Source organism: Burkholderia sp. L27(2015) (assembly GCF_009765705.1).
Taxonomy (GTDB): Bacteria; Pseudomonadota; Gammaproteobacteria; order Burkholderiales; family Burkholderiaceae; genus LMUX01.
Map to the genome: position 1 here is coordinate 203,428 of NZ_LMUX01000008.1, position 18,712 is coordinate 222,139.

Consider the following 18,712-nt stretch of genomic DNA (forward strand, 5'->3'; position numbering starts at 1 on the left):
TTCAATGGGCGAGGAATCGGTGTGACTATTACGAGGAATTTGGCTCTGACGCTGTCGATCTCTTTATTGGCGCTTTTGTTTGTGAGCGGCTACGGATTTTGGCAACTCGTGCAGTTTCAAGCGCGCTATGCCTACGTGGAGACCAACACCATTCCGGCGATGGTGGACCTGGCCGAAGCAGCGGCTCAAATGTCTGACCTGAGAGCCGCGACCCTGTCGCGAGTCCTGAGTACCGATGAGAATCAACGGCACGACCGTGACCGTCGCATCGCTGAGGACCATCAACAGCTCGACGCGATCCTGGAGCGGTACGCAGGCGACCACGTACTCGACGATACCGACCGGAAGATGGTCGAGGACGACAAGGCGAATCTCGCTGCCTACCGGGCCGTGCAAACCAAGTTCATGAGCGAGACCACCGCGGGCGAAAGCGCTAGCGATATCTCCGTCGCTCTCGGCCCCCTCACTCCGGCCACGGTCGTAGTCGTAGCGGGTTTGAAAGCTCAGACCGACTACAACATCAAGGAGGCACATGCCTTGGGTGTCAAAGGCGAATCCGCTGCGCGGCTGGCGCTCTGGACCCTGGGCGTGACGACTTTAGTGGCCTTTGTGCTGGCGAGCGCGTTGGCAACGCATTTGTATCGGGTGATACAACGCGGGCTCGATAGTATTCAGCGAACTCTCAAGAGCGTGAGCGAATCGCTTGACCTCACGCAACGCGCTCCGGTCCAACGGGCCGATGAAATCGGGCAGACCGCTCAGGCGTTCAACCAGCTTATCGAGCGGGTTCGTGCAGTTCTGTGGAAGGTGCAACGGTCGTCCGACTCGGTGAGCACGGCGGCCAGACAGATCGCGACGGGTAATACCGATCTGTCTTCACGCACAGAACAGCAGGCGGCGTCGCTCGAAGAAACGGCGTCGAGCATGGAGGAACTGACCTCGGCGGTTCAACATACCGCTAATAATGCCCGCGAGGCCAGCGCGCTGACGGCGGACGCATCGGAACTTGCAGAACGGGGGCACGACGTTGTGAGCCGCGTGGTCGATACGATGAACACGATCGATCAGAGCTCGGACAAGATTGCCAATATCACGGGCATTATTGAGGGCATTGCGTTTCAGACGAATATCCTCGCGCTCAATGCCGCGGTGGAAGCGGCGCGGGCCGGCGAGCAAGGGCGTGGTTTCGCTGTGGTGGCTGCGGAGGTGCGTAGCCTGGCCCAACGCTCGTCGAGCGCGGCCAAGGATATCAAGGATCTGATCGCGTCGTCGGTACATGAAATCCACAATGGGTCCGCCTTGGCCAATCAGGCGGGTGAGACTATCTCGCAGGTCAAGATGGCGGTCGGACGGGTTGCCGGGGTGATCAATGAAATCGCGGCGGCATCGAATCAACAAAGCAAAGGCATCGAGCAAATTAATCAGGCGATAACGCAGATGGACCAGGTTACGCAGCAAAACGCCGCGTTGGTTGAAGAGGCGGCGGCGGCAGCCAAATCGCTGGAGGATCAGGGGCAGCAGTTGCATATCGCGGTTGGGGCGTTTCAGTTGGGGAGCGAGGACGGGCGAGGGGCAGGTCGGCAATCGGAGAATGCTGTGCGGAATGTGAGGGCTGTGTCGGACGGTATGGGTAGGAAGCGTCTTCAGAGCATCGCATCCCCCAGACGGACGGACTCCGCTATCGAGGACTGGCAGGCGTTTTAAGTTACTCGGCGTTCGGGTCGATCGGGTCGATGATGAATTTGGCCGGCCGCCCGAGCACTTTCTCTATCGGGAGATTGGCAACCGGACTCGTGAATTCGACCTCGTACCGATACAGTTGGCTGACCGCATCATGGCCGGAAAATTTGAGCACCGAGAACGGCGCCGGATGCGGTGCCAGCTTCACCTCATAGGCCTGTGACGGCAACACCATCGATTTCATCAACACAATTTTCCCCAATCTCAGAGACACGCCCGAACACGGCGCGATCGCGAGCATAAGGGATATTCATCAAATAAATTGGGATATGAATCGCGGCGAAACGCGTGATCGACACAGTGTCATTACATCAATAGATTGGTCCCGGCAGACCTGTGTTTCGGTACTCGTGTTCCAGCGCTTCATGACTAAATTAATCAGGAATTTCGTCCCGCCCGCAGTCCACGAAATCAGACCGGTTCTCTCGGAGGACTGACATTAAGCACACTAGAATTTTTCTGAGTCGACAACGACATGCATTCCCCCTCTGAGCGCCTAGCCCCACTATCCCAAAAACATGGGCGCTCGGTGATCTGCTAAATTATGCCGTCACACGTACCAGGACCTGACGATGGCTGGCATTGAATTGAGAACAGATTCGTTACAACGGTGGGTTATGTATAGTAAGGATACCTATGGAAGTGGTCGAATATTTCTTACGAGCGAGCAGAAAAAGGCAGTTGCAGCAGGCAAGAAGTTCTCGCAAGGTGCATACGCCGATATATGGGCAAAGGATACTGCGCTAGTGCAGCGCGTCCGTTCGTTCCTCGGGACGAACTTTTATTGGCATCAGCGGCTGGCAAAGAGCGGCGCTGATCTTGAGGTCATACAGACGTTGCAGGCCATGATTCGCGGTGAGAGTGTTGTACTCATTGCCGAGCAATCGCGCACAGGCGGCGTGCGGAACGATTCAGCGCCCAAACTCAAAAAGCTTCCCAGCTTCCGTGAGGAGTTGATGACGAACCTGGGCATGTCGTACGACGCTGCGACCGCCTACATGATCCGCTACAACGAGATAGTGAAAAAGATCCATGCGATGGAGGCCCGTTGCGCGAACAGGGCCGCTTCGCCATCAGACGACGCTACGAGCGGCCTCACGAAAACGCCTACGCCGCTAGGCGATGCGCAGCCGTTCGAGTATGGCGACGCCGCCGCGATACCGACCGGGGATAGCCAACTCGCATGGTTGCCTCGCACGGGAGGACCCGCTGGGGGGTGGGTCACCAACCCTTCCGGAAGTGGACAGATGCGGTTCTACGACGGGAACGGAAATGCTGCGGTGGATTTCGACTTCGACCACAATCATGGTTTCGGGGCACCGCACGCGCACAATTGGGACGGCAATACCCGCGATCAGGGAAACGCCTTTTCTCTCCTGCCTTACTGACGGGCTACGATCATGAATGAACTCAAGACCTTTACCTATTTTCACGACTGGTACATCGATATTCTCGCCGTAACGGATGACGGCGACAGTTTGACCTTGGGACTCAAGTTAGCCGATCGGCGCGCTACCGTCACGTTCGTCGGGACAACCCGATGCGTTATTGAACACTACGGCCTTCTCAACATCGTCTACGACATAAAAATTCTCGAGCCCGGGACGCCGCGCTATGAGCACGCTCTAAAGACACTTGATAGCTCGGATCGTTTTTCTGACAAGCAACCTAAGCATCTCGCGTTGGTTGCGGCAACGGTTGGCGCAGAAATGGTTGTCGAATTTACCTCTCTGCGGATCGAGTCCGTATGACGTGGTGACGGGGACGGCTAAATCGCTGGAGGCCGGGGGCAGCAATTGCATATCGCGGTTGGGGCGTTTCAGTTGGGGAGCGAGGCCGTGCGAGGGGCAAGTCGGCAATCAGAGAACGTTGTGCGGAATGTGAAGGCTGTGTCGGACGGCATGGCTCGGAAGCGTCTTCAGAGCATCGCGTCCCCCAGACGTACGGACTCTGCTATCGAGGACTGGCAGGCGTTTTAAGTTGACGATAGCGCTTGAAGTGAATAAAGGCCCATGCCTGCTTTCACGGCATCCAGTGTCTGCTGCGTGATCTCTCGTGCGGCAAAAGTACCGGTTCGGATCACGTCGCGAATGCAGCCGGGATCTCTAGCGAGAGCCGATCGCCGCTCTCTTATCGGCGCCAAGAGTTCCTGCAAACACACTTCAAGCCGCCGCTTTACCACTGAATCGCCCAATCCCCCTTGACGATATTGGCGCTTTAGCTCTTCAATGGCCGGTTTATCCTCATCGAACGCATCAAGGTATGGGGCGTTCAATACGTGAATGCAATCGAGAAGCTTGATTTTCGCGCCAGTGACGAAAAGAGTTTCGTCACGCAGCGGCCGACACTCTCACAGCAAACATCACTCACCAAACTTAGCAATATTTTCAAGTCTCAATTTCTGCTGTGCATACCAGTGAACCAGGCATTGTTTATCGTGACACTCAAGTTCACGAGAACTCCAAGCGAGTCGCGCCCCTTCTTTGAAGTCGGCGGGATCCTTCGCCGCAGCTTTGGCACGTACATAGATTCCTGCCAAGTCGACATCTGCCGCAGCTAACTCCGCGTCGTTACAAATAAGCACTTCCGAATCCGAGTGTGCCTTGCTGCAGTTGAAACTTGCGGTGAAAGTCCCTTTCGGCTCGGCCGCGGGTAGCGCTTGAGTATCCTGCACAGTGTCAGCCGTGGTTTTGCCTATTGGCTCGCTGGGGAGTTCGGGAGGCAGAGATACATCCGGAGCCGTGACTTGCACTGTGGTCGCGCTCCGAATGGGCACATCGGCGTCTGGCTCCCCTCTCCGTCGAGTCGAACCCAAACTGCCAATGCCAAAGGCCACCATACATATAGCCACGCCGAGCAGAAATCGCTTTTTCGCTCGGGGAATATCGCGAGAGTCGATCGCATTGTTCCGATAGCCTGTTCTGAATCGGCGATCCACTTTTCGGGTGTCTACAAAGCCAGAAAAACCAACCAAAATTGTAACCACACCGGCTATCCATAGAATGTTCGAGAAGTTATTCATCTTTGGAGACCCAGAATTCCGTTGAGTTGGTGAACCATGCCCGATTTGACGAAGATGTTTAGCGATAAACCAAAATGCTTCCGAGCGACAAGCGCTTGTTGAGCTAGTCAAACACGCTCGCTCCTAATGAATTGCCTTATAGTCAGCATCAGCTTGCATCAGCTCGTCATGCACGCGTTCCACATGCGCACGCAAATGCTCCCTCGCTCCCATGATTTGCGCCTTGACCTGTCGAAGTTCTGCAAGACTACGATTGAGTCGGTCTTCGAGATCTCTCGCTGCCGCGCGGATATCGGTGTCGATCTTCTGTATGTCACGCGGGTCAACGCCCTTCGTCGGATCAAACCGAAAACATGCCTCGATTGAAGTGCGCCAAGCGATTAGTTTTTGCTGCGTTTTTGGGCCGAACCCTGGAACGTTTTGCAAATTGGCACGAGTGGCATCGAGCGCGGTTTCGACGCCGTACGATTCGAGAGTTTGCGTCCTGCCCGATCCAATACTTTCGATTTTGGCAGCGGAGATTTTGAAGGTGTCCAGGTAACGTTCGAGTTGAAGTCGAGGCTGATTTTTTTTGAGCACTTCAAGCAGATTAGCTTTACGACTGGGAAGTCCCTCCCATTGCTGTCGAAGATTGGCTATCGCGGCTTTCTTGTCGTTGAACGCTCCGTTCCCAGCTTTTCTTTCCCAGTCGGTGTTAGCAGCCTGCCACTGCGCCTTTGTAGCTTTATACCGTTGGTCAATATCTTCCACACCCTTTCCGCCCCTCATCAACGTAACGATGATGACCACACCGACAGCGGAGAATAATACTTCTGGATTTCCAGTCAAAATTGCGCCAACAAGACACATCACTCCCACAACTGCGGCTCCAAGGTACCCAAGTCGGTTACGGTGGCGCACTTTACGCGCCTGAGCGGAGGGCATTTTGGGGTTTGCAGCTATTATCGGCACTGGCCCCGGCTGTTGCAATGAATCGACCATTGCCCAAAATGCCGTCATGCTGAAAGTGCCTAGGCTCGTCGAGCTCTCGAGCGCTAGGCTGAATAGAGGCACCCCGGTCGTCCCCTCCATTGCACACCAAGGGCAATTGGTCGCCTTGTGGTGCCAGTGAACACGGTTCGCGGTGCAGCGAGTCTGATTTTTTTCGAGATGTTCGAGACCTGCAATCCACTCTTTTGCAGTTGGGCGACCGGTGCCGATCGATGAGCGCGCGAATGCGCGCTCAAAAAGAGCGGCAATCTCCGGCCCAACGATGGACAAAGACGGCATGCCTGGAGGCGGCGTCATGAGTGCCTGGCTACGATGCGCGCCGTATGGAAACCGAATCTCCTCTATCGCTTTCGAAATCGCCATGTCGCCTTGCCCAGAATAACGGCCTGCGAAGGGATGTCGCCCCATAAAAGTTAACAGGAAGATTACGACGGCCAGACCAAAATTGTCATGATTTTCCGTCCTAACAATGCCTTTGAAGGAGCGGCTCTGAAGCTCCGGTGGCGTGAAATTATCGACGCCTACTTCGCAGAGGTACTGACGTCCATTTGCAGCCACTTGGAAGGAATCGCAGTCGATCAGCCTGACTGTCGCATTAGGTGCAACTAGGATGCCCCCATGATTCACATCGCCGATAACACAACCGGCCTGATGGACGGCTGCAAACGCGCGCGAGGTATTGCCTGCAGCGCGGATCAAGAATCGCCAATCGGCCTGCTGAAATTCGACGCGACGACTTTTGGGGCTGTAAAGCTCATGAATATCTTTCGCGCCTGATACCTTTGGTAACAATAGCCCGACCGGCCCTACGTCATGCTGTTCTAGCAAACCGACCGGCCACGCAGTAAGCGTTTTAAGTCCAGCGCCGTCCATACCGGCCATCGCACGGATCTTCATAGCGCGCTCGGGCAAAAGCGGTTCATGGTAAACCTTCGCCACTAGGTCTGGTTTGCTTGGTATGTCCCAGACAGCTCCTTCCCCTCCTTGACCCAGTAAGAGGCCAAGTGCAATCGGCGCCCCGCCGTCATCAACAAGATTGAGGGGTTTCCGATTCATCGCGACAATCCCTCGACCGATGGAGACAGGCGCGTTGCGAGGACCAGTGTTTTATCATCGTCCGTGCGATCGCAAATGACGGGCGAAGCAAGATAGTCGTGAAGCCCCTTTGAGAGCACCTCATCAACTCCTTCGGAGGGCGCCTTGCGAACCGGAATGAACATTGAATTGAAAAAGGTCTGGTGCACCGTCCGAGTCTCGTCGTGCAACACGAGCTTCTCGATGCCGTCAGAGAAGAGCGCGAACTCTTGGATACACCGAGGCGCAAAATCGAATTCGACGACATCGAGCGCGTTCAACGACACCACGAAGTTAGTGGTATTCGCAAACTCGCCGTGTTGCGGCCAAAACACGTAGCTCCATCCATCCGCCTCTCCGTGGGAAACGACAATCGCGCCATCGCCGATTTGGACGAATGCCGCCTCATCTTGTCCAACGATGGCAGCAAGAAGCGTACAGGCATAATCGCGAACCGCATGCCCATTTCCTTCGGCATGCGTTTCGAGTGCCTGTGCGACTGCCTCAATCCATGAAACGACAATGTCTCGAGTCAACTCCCGGAGTCTATTGCCTTTTGCCATATAGACGTCGACCAGACCGATGAAGGTAGACACGGCCATCGCAGAACCGACATCCGAATAGGCGGCACTTCCCGCTCCATCACAGACAACGACAACTAGGACGGGGCCATCAACACTGTCTAGAGCCTGGATAGCCTGGCTGTCCTGGCACGGTAAGCCGCTCAGCAAATGCGATGTACCAATTGCCGAGGCCGATGCCAGTCGCCACAACGAAGGAGGTTTCATAAATCAAACGTTCGCCCATCCATCCAGGCCCGTTGGATTCTGTATGGGAACTACCTCACCAACCTGTGAGCGCGATACCCCGCTGAGCGAGGACGAAAGCCAAGCAAATAGCTCGCGGAACTTCAGTCCTTGTAAATGGAGGGGCTGGCGATTGGGGGCCGCGATTTGCGCGAGGACATCCATCTGTGCCCCCTCCACTCCCACTGCAAAGAACGAGTGAGCTTTGCTCGATTCACCTTCGCGAACGAGCTGTGATGCTCGGGCAACGCTATCCGTGGGAGCGCCATCAGTGATGAGAAAAATCCAAGGACGGTAATACGAGATTCCGTTGGCTTTGTACGCGTCCTTACGTTGGCGCAGCATGTCCAACCCCTTCTCAATAGCGGCTCCCATCGGCGTATCGCCCGTCGTCGGAAGCGTCGTCGGATAAAAATTGTCAGGGGTCACGAAATCGGTTATCACACTCACTGGGCCAAAGGTAACAACAGCGACTTCGACTCGTTTCATCGCAAGACTGTCGGTGGAAAGCTCTTCCTTAAAAGCAACGAGACCTTGATTGAGAGCGGCGATTCTCGGGCCTTGCATCGAATGCGATGTGTCGAGCAGCAGCAAGCAAGGGCAGCGCGGTTCAGGATTGTCCGCAAAGTCTGCGGCGCCGAAGGGGATTTGATCGAATTCGGAAGACATATTTACCTCATGCAAACCGACAATTTATCGCCCGAAGAAGGCAGCTATAAAGAGCAGGAAATATAAGAATTAGACGTTTTTTCTTGTTTCCAAACATGAAACTATGTAATCGATTTTTTAGCGCTAAAAGGCATTTTTACTGCAGACATGAGAGCATTCTATCTCACAATAATATTCACAGGAAAATGTGAACCTTTCCTGCATGACGGCCCTCCTCAAATAAATTCTCATTCTTGAAATCTGATTTTCATTCTCACTTGAGAAAAAAAGCATAAAAATAGGCACGCAAAGTATTTTAGAAATTAAATGGAGCGATTGTGAATTTGATTGAGACCAAGCAACTCGAACTGGTGCTGGCCGAGTTCGCAAAAACGCGAAACTGGGAGCGTTTTCATTCCCCCAAAAATCTCGCGATGGCATTGAGCGTCGAAGTAGCAGAATTAGTTGAAATTTTCCAATGGAAAACTGAGGTCGAATCTAAAATAATAATGGAGGGCCGCGATGCCCAACATGTCGAGCAGGAGCTTGCAGACATCGCCCTATATCTCGTGCGCCTCGCCGCAGTTCTTGGGGTAAACCTTAACGCCGCGATCGAATCTAAACTAATCCTTAACGCGATTAAGCATCCTGCACCCAAAGCTTAGAGTAGAAGGAGCAGTTCACTTACGACGACTCCGTTCTAGTCGTCTACCGCTTCGGCCATAAAGCACCAGGGAAATTTCGAGCTGACCTCGGGGTGAACACACACCTTCGATTAATCTCGACGTCACAGTATTTTCATAAATACAAAGAGGTTCGCCCTGCCCCCGCGCTGTCGGTCAATGGTTACCACGGCGCAGGCTACCGTGACGCCACAGAAGAAAAAACGTCGAAAAACTGAGAAACGCACACCGATCTGAAGTGATCAACCGCCGCAACCAAATTAAATCAGTAATTTCAACCCTCTTGCCACCGACGAAATCAGACCCATCTTCCCGGTGCCCCCATAAATCTCAAGATAGAATTTCGTAAGCAATCGCCGTAAGGAAGGTCGGTGATTACGCTGCTCCTATTAGCTAAAACTAAGGATGCCGAATCATGAAATTTTATAGCGAACTAATCAAATTAATCGAGACATGCCCCTGCCCCGCCAGCTTCAAGGAAGCCGATACCGGAAAATACATCGTCAACAATGCCTGCAACGCGCGGCAATTCGGCGTGCTAAACCCCAAAGACCTAAACGGCTTGACCATAAACGACTTGAAGTTCGCGCAACCGACATGGGGCGCACAATACGCAAGTACAATCGAAAAGCTTGATTTTCTCGCTAGCGACGAAAAGCGGTTCGTCACCGACCGACACCTATTTCTCGACGACAGCGGCGAAGTCCGGTACGAGAAGCTGACCAAGGCCCCCGTGCTGGGTCTGCGAAAGAAGATCCTCGGCATCGTCACCTACCGGCACGATCTCACGCACACGGTTCCACTTGCCGATTTGTGCGCTCTGTACGAACAGTTCTATGAAAAGCCAGAAGTCATTACGCGCTTGCTGCAATATTTCAAAATCGATACGAATTTCATTACCCAACCCTCCGAAGGGCAATTCAACGTGCTACTGCAAAAAGCGCGAGGCTATAGCACCAAGGAAATTGCGAAGCGCTTGGACCTCGCCCCCCGCACCGTCGATTCTCATATGGCGGCGTTGCGCGGCAAAACCGTCGATGGTGGACTAAGTAGCGCCTTGCTCTCCATCAAGGCACAATCAGCACGATAAGCGTCGTGACATAAGCCGACAATTCGAATACTGCGAACACCGAGCGAGGAATTTCTCCGCTCGGCTCGCATGCGAGCTAGGCTCTCTCTATACCGCCATCGACGCACTCGCGCGGCGTTCTCCTTGCGAAAATGCCAGACGATACGCAACAGGCAAAGCCAGCAATCCCATCCCAGTGATGTATAGCGCAGGAACCGTCAGCACTTCCGTGTACTTGAGAAGATAACTACATGCCAGCGGCGCCGTGCCACCAAAGACCGCTGTCGGCACGCTGAACCCAATACCCAAGCCCAGGCTTTTCCAGTTGTCTTTGAACAGATCGGCCAGCACAAGATAAAACATGGCCAGGAGACCACTCGCCACGAGAGCAAAGGCCAGATGCACCCATAGCAGCGAAAGGAAATCACCATTCTGCAATAAAACGAAGAGCGGATAAGTGCTCAACACCATGGCACAGACACTGAAAAACGCGATCTTCGACGCGTCTATCCATCGCGACAGATAACCATTGCACAAGATCGCAATCGACAAGACGACGAGAGTAATCACATTAAGCTCACGAGCGTCGGAGAGCGCAACGCCGAGATAAAGATTCAAATAGTTCGGCAGCCAGACGAACACCGTATAAAGATTCACTTCAAGAAAAGCAACCAGTACGGCAGCCTGCAGCAACGGCGCGATAGGCCTGCTGCGTGAGGTACGATCAGGTGTGGGGCGCACGGCCGAAACCTCGGAAATCGAAGCACGCACCCACATCACCCACAACGTTAGAGGGATGCTGAGCAAGAACGGCCAGCGCCAGGCTTCGTTTAAACGAGTATGCGAGATTGCATCAGGCAAGAGTAACGACAGCATCGAGACGATCGACGGGAGCATGAACACCAACAGTGACGCGAGCAGCGTCCCCATGAACCCGCTAATACACGTATATGCGAAATACAGTCCGCGATCCCTGCCGACCGTGTTCTCCGACACATAGGACATATTCAGCGGCACCTCGCCGCCGATCGCAATGCCCTGCACCATTTTCAACCCGATCAGCAAACCAGTCGCCCAGTAGCCTGCAGATTGATACGTTGGCAGGAATGCGATCAGCACGGTAGGAATCGCCATCAGCGTGACACTAAGCTTGAGCACTTTGCCCGCACCATGTCGATTGCCCAGCCAGCCAAGCAATACGCCGCCCATCGGCCGCGTAAGATAACTGGCGGCAAACACGGCAAAGCTCAAGATCAGAGCACTCTTGTCGCCTGTTTGAGGAAAGAAAAGCCTGCCGATTTCCAGCGCCATGAAACCGCTAAGCGTAAATTCGTAGTATTCGAACGTATTGGAGGTCAAAGCAACCCGCAAGACCGGATCTAGTTTTCGCACGATGCGCCTCCCTGTTTGATCAGCGACAAGGCTCTACGCAAATCACCCCCAACCACTTTGTCACGCAGCGCGGCTAGATGAGATTCAACCGTCCGGTGCGAGAGTTCCAACCGCTGGGCGATTTCTTTGCTGGTACGGCCCTGCACCTTCTCCAGGAAAACTTCAAACTGTGCTTCTGTAGGCTGAGATGTAAAATTCGCATCGGCGTCGATATGAATCAATACGCGTCTGATCGCCTCCTGCTTGTTATGAAAGCATTGGTACTGCCGGTACAGTTCAGTGCAGGAAAGCGTCGGCGTCAGATCCTGTCCATATGTGACGACACCTAGCACGTGATTACCGATGCCCAGCACCGGAGACTTGGTCATTTCCTCATACACGATGGCTCCGCTATTGAGCCGCATCGCGCGTTTGTCGGTGACGCTAGCCTTGTGTTCACGCACGCGCAAATCAAATGCTTCGGTCCGACTGCTATGTTCCCCGCCCCAAGCGGGGAACGCATAATTAAGGTCGCGCACCGTGAGACCCACCAGATCTCGCGGAAACAGATCGCCAAATCTTTCTTGTAATGCCGCATTGCTGAATATGTACTTGCCGGTATCGGCCGTCTTGAACGTAACCGTAACCGTTTGTGGCAGATTTTCCATCAAGTTGATGAATTCGCGATGCGAGTTCATGGCCTTTGCCCCCTAGAAGTGAGGTGCCCTCTCGTCGTACCAACGCTTCAAATAACGTCTATTGTTGGAATAGTTGACGTCTCGCGCGTTTGCGCTGGAGCACCGGTTCGGACTATAGGTCGCCTTATTTTTAGGAAAAGCGTCACCGCATAAATAGCCCCAATTAACCTAGGCTGTAGGCCTATTTAACCTATCCAAGCTAACGCGGTTCACCGCGATGGGAAGTGCCGCTGCATCGTTTCAAAAAAGACTTGAAAGCGCGGACCAGATCGGACCGGCTTCAGTAATTGACGCCGACGCGAATCCGCTCGGCTGCGTCTATTGTTCGACTTAGGGCAAATATCTAGCACGCCCGTCCGTTAGTAAGGAAAGCGAGCAGTGCCGATGCTGAGTACCCCTGCATCGATCGATCCATAACAGCAATACTATTAGGATACCGAAATATGTCTACATCATCCGACAACACCGTCACCACAGCAGTTCAATGCGCAGCGCAACTACAGTGTATCGTTCTCACGCGCAATCTGAATGAGTGGTTGAAAGCCCGAGCCGCAAGCAACAGTCAATCGACCAGCGGGCAAATCGTCGCCGAGTTGCAGCGTTTGATGTTCGCGGATGTCGGCCGCGTAGCGCATACGACGCTCAACGCCAACGTTCCTACTCGCATGAAAAAGGGGGAGACGGCTTGAAACAGCCCGGGCCTGGGCTCAAGCTCAAGCCTCAGTAGTACGCGGCGCGGTCGACGGCAACGATCGCGCCAGCCACATCGAAGACACCAGACCCAGTAACGAGCCAAATATAACGTAGTAAGCCGGCGCCAGCAGGTCGTGCATCGAGGTGATCATCCACGTCAGCATAAACGGCGTGAAGCCACCGAAAATCGTCGTAGCGATGTTATAGGTAATAGACATCGCAGTCGCCCGAATAGCAGTCGGAAACATCTCAGCCAACGCGGTCGACACCGGTCCCAAACACGCCGCGGACACAACGCTGAACACCAGCTCCGCCGAGAGCAGACGCGCGAAACTCGGGGCCTGCACCACCCATGCGAACAACGGATACGTGCAAATCACCAGCGCGATAAAGCCCGCACTCATCACCGTGGTACGGCCGAGCCGGTCGGACAACGCACCAAACACCACGCACATGATCATGCGTACCGGGCCGGCGATAACAATCGCCAAAAACGGCAAACTGGCCTGCAGTTTCAGATACTGCACACCGTAAGCCGGCATGAACACCGCCAGCGTGAACTGCAGAATAGTAATGCCACCAACCAGGCCACCAGCGATCAAAAGCTGTTTCCAGTATTGCTGCAATACCCGCCCAAACGACACCCGTTGCACCTGCTTCTGCACAGCCTTGAACGCAGCGGGCTCTTCCAAACCATGACGCAAATACCACCCCACCGGACCGATCAACAGCCCGATCAGAATCGGCAGCCGCCAACCCCACGCATCAAGCTGATCGGCACTCAGATAGCGCGTCACCGTGAAACCCGCAACCGCCGCCAGGAACCCAGCAACAGCCTGAGTCATCATCTGAAAGCTGCCATACAGACCTGTACGATTAGGTGGTGCGTACTCGTACAACATAGCAGTAGCGCTACCAAACTCCCCACCCGCCGAAATCCCTTGCAGCAACCGCGCCAACACAAGCAACAGCGATGCAGCCACACCAATGGTCGTGTAATCCGGCGACAGCCCGACAATAGCCGTGGCCACAGTCATCATCCCCAGCACCAGGATCAACGCAGGCTTACGCCCTGCCCGGTCAGCGTATATGCCCAACAAGATGCCACCGATCGGCCGCGCAACGAACGACACGCCGAATGTAGCCGCAGCCATTAAATACGGTGTCGTGGGATCGCTGGACGGAAAGAAATGCCGAGCGATGATGCCAAGCAGGAAGCCGAACGCGATGAAGTCGTACCATTCCATCGCGTTGCCGATGGTCGTCGCAACAATGATCCTGGAGTCTTGTCTGAGGGTGCGCATAGGGTTGTCGATGTCGCCTCTTTGTTTGCCTTATTTTTGCGAAGATCATGTTTCAGATTCGACAAAACGTCAATCCGTTGGGACCCGCTGCGCCGCAGGCCCGGGCATCGTCGCGGTGCTCCCCGCGCGTCTCGACGTCTCCTTGGTAAACACCAGCGAGATCACCGTAATCAGGCCCAGCCCCATCAACAACAACGAGATCGGCCAAGCCGCGTGATACTTCGCCAGTAGCGCCGTAGCCAACAACGGCGACAGCCCCCCCGCGAACACTGAGGCAATTTCGTGCCCCAGCGCCATGCCGCTATACCGTACCTCGGTGGTAAACAGTTCCCCCATCATCGCGCCCTGAGTGCCAATCATCGCCCCATGACATATCGGGTTACCGAGTATGAACGCCAACCAGATCAGCGCCGAAGCGTGAGAGTCGATCAGCCAGAAAAACGGAAAGGCCACCACCATCAGCCCGATCGACCCAATGAGATAGACCGGTTTGCGGCCGATCCGATCCGACAGGCGTCCCCATAGCGGAATCGTGACCAACTCGATGATCATCGACACCATCACCCCGGTCAGCATCACACTGTTCGGCAAACCCGCGAAGCGACCATAGACCAGCGAGAACGCGAGAAAGATGAACGAGCCGCCGTTCTCCGCAACACGCAGCCCCATCGCCTGCAGGATCTGTATAGGCTGGTTACGGATAACTTCAAGAATCGGCGCGTGTACGGTGCGTCCGGATTTTTCCGCTTGAACGAAGGCGGTGCTTTCCGGCAGTCGCGTGCGGATATACACACCCACGCCGAGGATCAGAATGCTGGCAAGAAACGGCAACCGCCATCCCCAGCTCAAGAACTCGTCATGCGGTAGCGCTTGCACAGCCAGAAACGCCGCGCTCGATAACACGAACCCACCGGCCACCCCCACTTGGCTCCACGACGCGTAAAACCCCCGCAGCCGCTCGGGCGCGCTTTCGCTGATCATCAACACGCCGCCGCTCCATTCGCCTCCGCTCGCGATGCCCTGCACGACACGCAGCGCCAACAGCGCGATCGGCGCCCAGATACCCGCTTGCGCATAAGTTGGCAACACGCCCACCAGGCAGGTCGACAAACCCATCAGCGACAAGGTCCAGACCAGCGCGGTCTTGCGCCCGTAGCGATCACCGACATGCCCGAACATTATGCCGCCGATGGGTCGCACGACGAACCCGACCGTGAATCCGACGAACGCGATCATGGTCGCCAGCAACGGGTCGGTGCCCTTGATGAAAAATAACTGACCAAACACCAGCGCCGCGGCCGTGCCATATAGGAAGAAGTCGTACCACTCGAGTGCATTGCCGAACAACGAAGCGACGACAAGTTTGCGCATCGCACGCGCATCGCCCGGTTCCTTCGTTGAAGTGATAGCGCTAGCGTGCAAGTCGTCCATGTCAGTTCCCATGAGAGCAGCCTTCGTTGTCAGGTAATTGCGGCGGGCCTTATTTCGTTACAGAGGTCCAATAGGTCGGCCCCTTGCCCTGGTCCGGACCGAGTATCGAGTAACCGCCATCCACCGCAATGTCGCACCCGTTGACCCACGACGCCTTATCGGAGCTGGCAAACACCACCACGTTCGCCAATTCCTCCATGCGGCCCACGCGCCCCAGTGGATGCATCGGTGCGCCCGCGCGATCGGCGCGGTCGCGATCGTTGTTGGTCATTTTCTCCATCGGCGGCGACCAAGTCCAGGCCGGCGATATGCTCAACACGCGGATGCCCTTCGAGCCCAGCGTGGCGCATGCGGTTCGCGTGTAGTGCATCAGCGCGGCTTTGCCGGCCGAGTACGGCCCACGCGTATTGTTACCGTGTTTGCCGCTGACGCTGCCGATATTGATCACCACGCCGCCCGGCTGGGGTAGATACGGCAGCGCCTTATCCACGAGTATCGCCGGGCCTACGACATTGACGTTCAGCGACGCCAGCCAGTCCGCACGCGGTGTCGACAGCCCCGAGTCGAGATACGAACACGCACAATTGATGATGATATCGAGCCGCCCGAATAGCGTCTGACAGTCCTTCAGGACAGCATCCAAGTCCGCATCGATCGAGACGTCCATGCGCCGATAGTGGGCGCCCTCACCGAGCGATTGCGCGACGGCCTCGCCCTTGGCGTCCTCGATGCCAGTGATCATGACGCGCGCGCCGGCCGCATGCAGGCCTCGTGCAATGTATTCCCCGATGCTAGCCGTGGCGCCCGTGACGATGGCGACCTTTCCTTCCAGTTCTTGCACGATCACTTCTCCTTGACGATAGCGATGGGCCATGCCGGAATTGCCAGGATGACCCGGTGAGCTGCCATGCGCGGCAACGAGCGCCGCCGAAAAAACACTTTTCGCTTACTTTTTTATGGCCTGACTTGGTAATCTTTATAATAACAATGTTGCTCCCGAAAAATAAAGAATTTGATTGTGGCTAGGTATAATTTTGAGGACAGCATCCGCTGCGTGAGCCCCCATGCCGAACAAGAAAATGCTGGACCCTGCCATGCCCGAGCCCTCGCGCCTGAAGAGCCATCGCCCGCGCGAGCCGCTGTATGAGCGACTTGCCAATCTATTGCTCAAGGACATCACCGAGGGACGCCTGAAGCCGGGCGATCGCCTGCCGACCGAAGCCGAACTGAGCGTACTGCACGGTGTAAGCCGAGTGCCGGTTCGCCACGCATTGGACCTGTTGCGCCAAGAGGGTTTGATCGAACGGTTCCCCAGCCGCGGCACATTTGTTACCGAGGCTAGCGCGTCGAAGTGGCAGCTCGGCTCAGTCGACGACCTTGCCCGCTTGGGCGCTCAGACAGAGATTCATATTCTCGATTGGCGCGAGACGCCGGTGCCGAACACCGCGTCGGCTTTCTTCGGCGAGTCGTGCAAATCGGTGTTCCGCCTGCGCGCGACGCGTGCCAGGGCGGGGCTCACGGTCTTTTACATGCAAGCCTACGTTGCGCCGGCGCTCGGTCGGGCACTGGCGCGCCACGATCTAGATAAAACCACGCAGATCGACCTGTTCGAAAAGGCCTTGGGCGTGCGTGTCGAACGCGCGCTCGAAGAGATTTATGCCGATGCGGCAAGCGCGGCGCACGCCCAGCGATTGGGCGTCGCGGTCGGCGCGCCTGTACTGGGTCAAGAAGTCAAATTGCTCGGTAGTCGAGACACACCGCTCCAAATCTCGTTCGGAGTCTGGCGCGCAGACGCTTTCCGCCGCTGCTACAACCTCACGCGTAACTGATATCCATGACATCCAACGCACTGCCCATCGACTCCAGCCGGTTCAGACAGACCTCGCTGACGCTGCCCGCTTTGCTTGCCCTGCGCGCCGAAATTGATGCCGAAGCCAACGCAAACGCTGAAGCAGACGCCAAGATTCACGCGGCCACGCCCGCTGCAACTCACGCCCGGAACGACGCCGGGCCCGCCGCCGGGTCTCACGAGGAAACCCCGTTGTTTTCAGACCGCCGCACAACGTGGAGTGCGAAGCAGGCGATCGAGGCCGCCGCGCGCCGCGCCGGCGCGTTGGCGGCTGAAGGCGTCAAGCGTGGCGACCGCGTCGCGTTGTTGTGCTCCAACCGCATCGAATTCATGGAGGTCGTGCTGGGCTGCGCGTGGCTCGGCGCCATCGTAGTGCCGATCAACACCGCGTCGCGAGGCTTGCCGCTACACCACATTCTGAGCAACTCGGCCGCGCGCCTACTGGTGATCGAATCGGCGCTGCTTGGCTTGCTCGACATGCTCGATTTCGAGCCACTGGCCATCGAGTCGATCTGGGTCATCGGCGCACGCGATGGAAATCCCGAACAGGCACGGGTCGCAACGCTCCCTCCCGTCGTGCTACCTCGCCCAAGCAAGCCATGGCCGGCGCCCGGCGATGCCTTGGCCGCCGCCGAACTGGGTCCGGGCGACCCACTGGCCATACTCTATACATCGGGCACTTCCGGTCCATCGAAAGGCGTGATCTGCCCGCATGCGCAGTTCTACTGGTGGGGCGTGCATACGGCACGGCTACTGGGCGTTGTGCAAGGCGATGTCTTGTACACCGTCTTGCCGCTGTTCCATACCAATGCGCTGAACACATTTTTCCAGGCGCTGGTCAGCGGTGCATCGGTAGTCGTCGATGCGCGCTTTTCCGCGAGCGGCTTCTTCGACGCGTTGGCCGAGACCGGCGCAACCGTCACATACCTGCTGGGCGCAATGGTGCCTATTTTGTTGTCGAGGCCGACTCACGACGGTGAGCGCGCACATCGCGTGCGCATCGCCCTGGGTCCGGGCGTGCCTGCGGCCTGTCACGCTGAATTCCTGACGCGCTGCGGCATCGGCCTGATCGAAGGCTTCGGTTCGACCGAGACCAATTTCGTCATCGCAAAACCACTGGGCAGCGGGCGGCCCGAGCACATGGGCCACATCGTTCCGGGATTCGAGGCACGCGTGGTCGACGAGAACGATGCTGTCGTGCCCGATGGCGTGGCGGGCGAACTATTGCTGCGTGCCGACGAGCCCTTCTCATTTGCGAGCGGCTATTTCGGCATGCCGGAAAAAACCGTCGAAGCCTGGCGCAACTTGTGGTTCCACACAGGCGATCGCGTCGT

Annotated in this window: 18 protein-coding genes and 1 pseudogene; 8 read left to right on the plus strand and 11 right to left on the minus strand. The window is 56.1% G+C overall.

From position 1 onward, the window contains the following. The first annotated feature begins 21 nt into the window (after positions 1-21). A complete protein-coding gene (locus GSQ77_RS29745) occupies positions 22-1,704 on the plus strand; it encodes a methyl-accepting chemotaxis protein (RefSeq protein WP_158899262.1) in 1,683 nt (560 codons plus the stop codon). 4 nt (positions 1,705-1,708) lie between these two features. Here the strand turns inward: GSQ77_RS29745 and GSQ77_RS03960 are convergent. Further along, positions 1,709-1,924: pseudogene (locus GSQ77_RS03960) on the minus strand (type VI secretion system tip protein VgrG); the annotation flags it as partial. A gap of 388 nt (positions 1,925-2,312) precedes the next feature. Between GSQ77_RS03960 and GSQ77_RS29255 the strand changes: the two are divergent. Both GSQ77_RS29255 and GSQ77_RS03970 read left to right on the plus strand, forming a co-directional pair. Further along, a complete protein-coding gene (locus tag GSQ77_RS29255; protein WP_216854846.1) occupies positions 2,313-3,128 on the plus strand; it encodes a hypothetical protein in 816 nt (271 codons plus the stop codon). A 12-nt stretch (positions 3,129-3,140) separates the two neighbouring features. Further along, positions 3,141-3,491 carry a hypothetical protein gene (locus tag GSQ77_RS03970; protein ID WP_158899264.1) on the plus strand — a complete coding sequence of 117 codons (351 nt, stop codon included), beginning with the start codon at positions 3,141-3,143 and terminating at the stop codon, positions 3,489-3,491. A 224-nt stretch (positions 3,492-3,715) separates the two neighbouring features. Here the strand turns inward: GSQ77_RS03970 and GSQ77_RS03975 are convergent, their stop codons facing one another. The 5 genes from GSQ77_RS03975 to GSQ77_RS03995 form a co-directional block, all read right to left on the minus strand. Continuing rightward, complete coding sequence (locus GSQ77_RS03975; RefSeq protein WP_158899266.1) at positions 3,716-4,015, minus strand: hypothetical protein; 300 nt, start codon at positions 4,013-4,015, stop codon at positions 3,716-3,718. A gap of 87 nt (positions 4,016-4,102) precedes the next feature. After that, a complete protein-coding gene (locus GSQ77_RS03980; RefSeq protein ID WP_158899268.1) occupies positions 4,103-4,762 on the minus strand; it encodes a hypothetical protein in 660 nt (219 codons plus the stop codon). A 123-nt stretch (positions 4,763-4,885) separates the two neighbouring features. Then, positions 4,886-6,808 carry a hypothetical protein gene (locus GSQ77_RS03985; protein ID WP_158899270.1) on the minus strand — a complete coding sequence of 641 codons (1,923 nt, stop codon included), beginning with the start codon at positions 6,806-6,808 and terminating at the stop codon, positions 4,886-4,888. Continuing rightward, a complete protein-coding gene (locus GSQ77_RS03990) occupies positions 6,805-7,614 on the minus strand; it encodes a PP2C family serine/threonine-protein phosphatase (RefSeq protein ID WP_158899272.1) in 810 nt (269 codons plus the stop codon). Before GSQ77_RS03990 ends, GSQ77_RS03985 begins: the two co-directional genes overlap by 4 nt. Before the next feature lie 3 nt (positions 7,615-7,617). After that, the gene (locus tag GSQ77_RS03995) at positions 7,618-8,301 is read right to left on the minus strand and encodes a VWA domain-containing protein (RefSeq protein ID WP_158899274.1); all 684 of its coding nucleotides are present in this window, start codon (positions 8,299-8,301) and stop codon (positions 7,618-7,620) included. Positions 8,302-8,618: 317 nt separating this feature from the next. Here GSQ77_RS03995 and GSQ77_RS04000 point away from each other — a divergent pair, with 317 nt between their 5' ends. Further along, on the plus strand, positions 8,619-8,945 hold the full coding sequence (locus tag GSQ77_RS04000; protein ID WP_254067427.1) for a nucleotide pyrophosphohydrolase: 327 nt from the start codon (positions 8,619-8,621) through the stop codon (positions 8,943-8,945). Between the two features lie 433 nt (positions 8,946-9,378). Then, entirely contained in the window at positions 9,379-10,053 is a 675-nt protein-coding gene (locus tag GSQ77_RS04005) for a LuxR C-terminal-related transcriptional regulator (protein WP_158899276.1), read from the plus strand. Between the two features lie 87 nt (positions 10,054-10,140). Here the strand turns inward: GSQ77_RS04005 and GSQ77_RS04010 are convergent, their stop codons facing one another. After that, positions 10,141-11,424 carry an MFS transporter gene (locus GSQ77_RS04010; protein WP_158899278.1) on the minus strand — a complete coding sequence of 428 codons (1,284 nt, stop codon included), beginning with the start codon at positions 11,422-11,424 and terminating at the stop codon, positions 10,141-10,143. Continuing rightward, positions 11,412-12,101: a LuxR C-terminal-related transcriptional regulator gene (locus GSQ77_RS04015; RefSeq protein WP_158899280.1), complete on the minus strand. Its 690-nt coding sequence runs from the start codon at positions 12,099-12,101 to the stop codon at positions 11,412-11,414. The genes GSQ77_RS04010 and GSQ77_RS04015 overlap by 13 nt, the downstream gene beginning before the upstream one ends. 443 nt (positions 12,102-12,544) lie before the next feature. On the opposite strand from GSQ77_RS04015, the gene GSQ77_RS04020 reads away from it, so the two are divergent. Then, positions 12,545-12,790, plus strand: a complete 246-nt coding sequence (locus tag GSQ77_RS04020) for a hypothetical protein (RefSeq protein ID WP_158899282.1) — start codon at positions 12,545-12,547, stop codon at positions 12,788-12,790. 24 nt (positions 12,791-12,814) lie between these two features. On the opposite strand, the gene GSQ77_RS04025 is transcribed toward GSQ77_RS04020, so the two are convergent. From GSQ77_RS04025 to GSQ77_RS04035, 3 genes are all read right to left on the minus strand, one after another. Then, positions 12,815-14,098, minus strand: a complete 1,284-nt coding sequence (locus GSQ77_RS04025) for an MFS transporter (protein ID WP_158899284.1) — start codon at positions 14,096-14,098, stop codon at positions 12,815-12,817. Between the two features lie 69 nt (positions 14,099-14,167). Continuing rightward, positions 14,168-15,529: an MFS transporter gene (locus tag GSQ77_RS04030; RefSeq protein WP_158899286.1), complete on the minus strand. Its 1,362-nt coding sequence runs from the start codon at positions 15,527-15,529 to the stop codon at positions 14,168-14,170. 49 nt (positions 15,530-15,578) lie between these two features. Beyond that, a complete protein-coding gene (locus GSQ77_RS04035) occupies positions 15,579-16,370 on the minus strand; it encodes an SDR family oxidoreductase (protein WP_158899288.1) in 792 nt (263 codons plus the stop codon). A 223-nt stretch (positions 16,371-16,593) separates the two neighbouring features. Here GSQ77_RS04035 and GSQ77_RS04040 point away from each other — a divergent pair, with 223 nt between their 5' ends. Together GSQ77_RS04040 and GSQ77_RS04045 are read left to right on the plus strand one after the other, a co-directional pair. Then, a complete protein-coding gene (locus GSQ77_RS04040) occupies positions 16,594-17,358 on the plus strand; it encodes a GntR family transcriptional regulator (protein ID WP_158899290.1) in 765 nt (254 codons plus the stop codon). 5 nt (positions 17,359-17,363) lie between these two features. Then, the coding region (locus GSQ77_RS04045; RefSeq protein ID WP_158899562.1) for an AMP-binding protein at positions 17,364-18,712 on the plus strand (1,349 nt) is incomplete at its 3' end.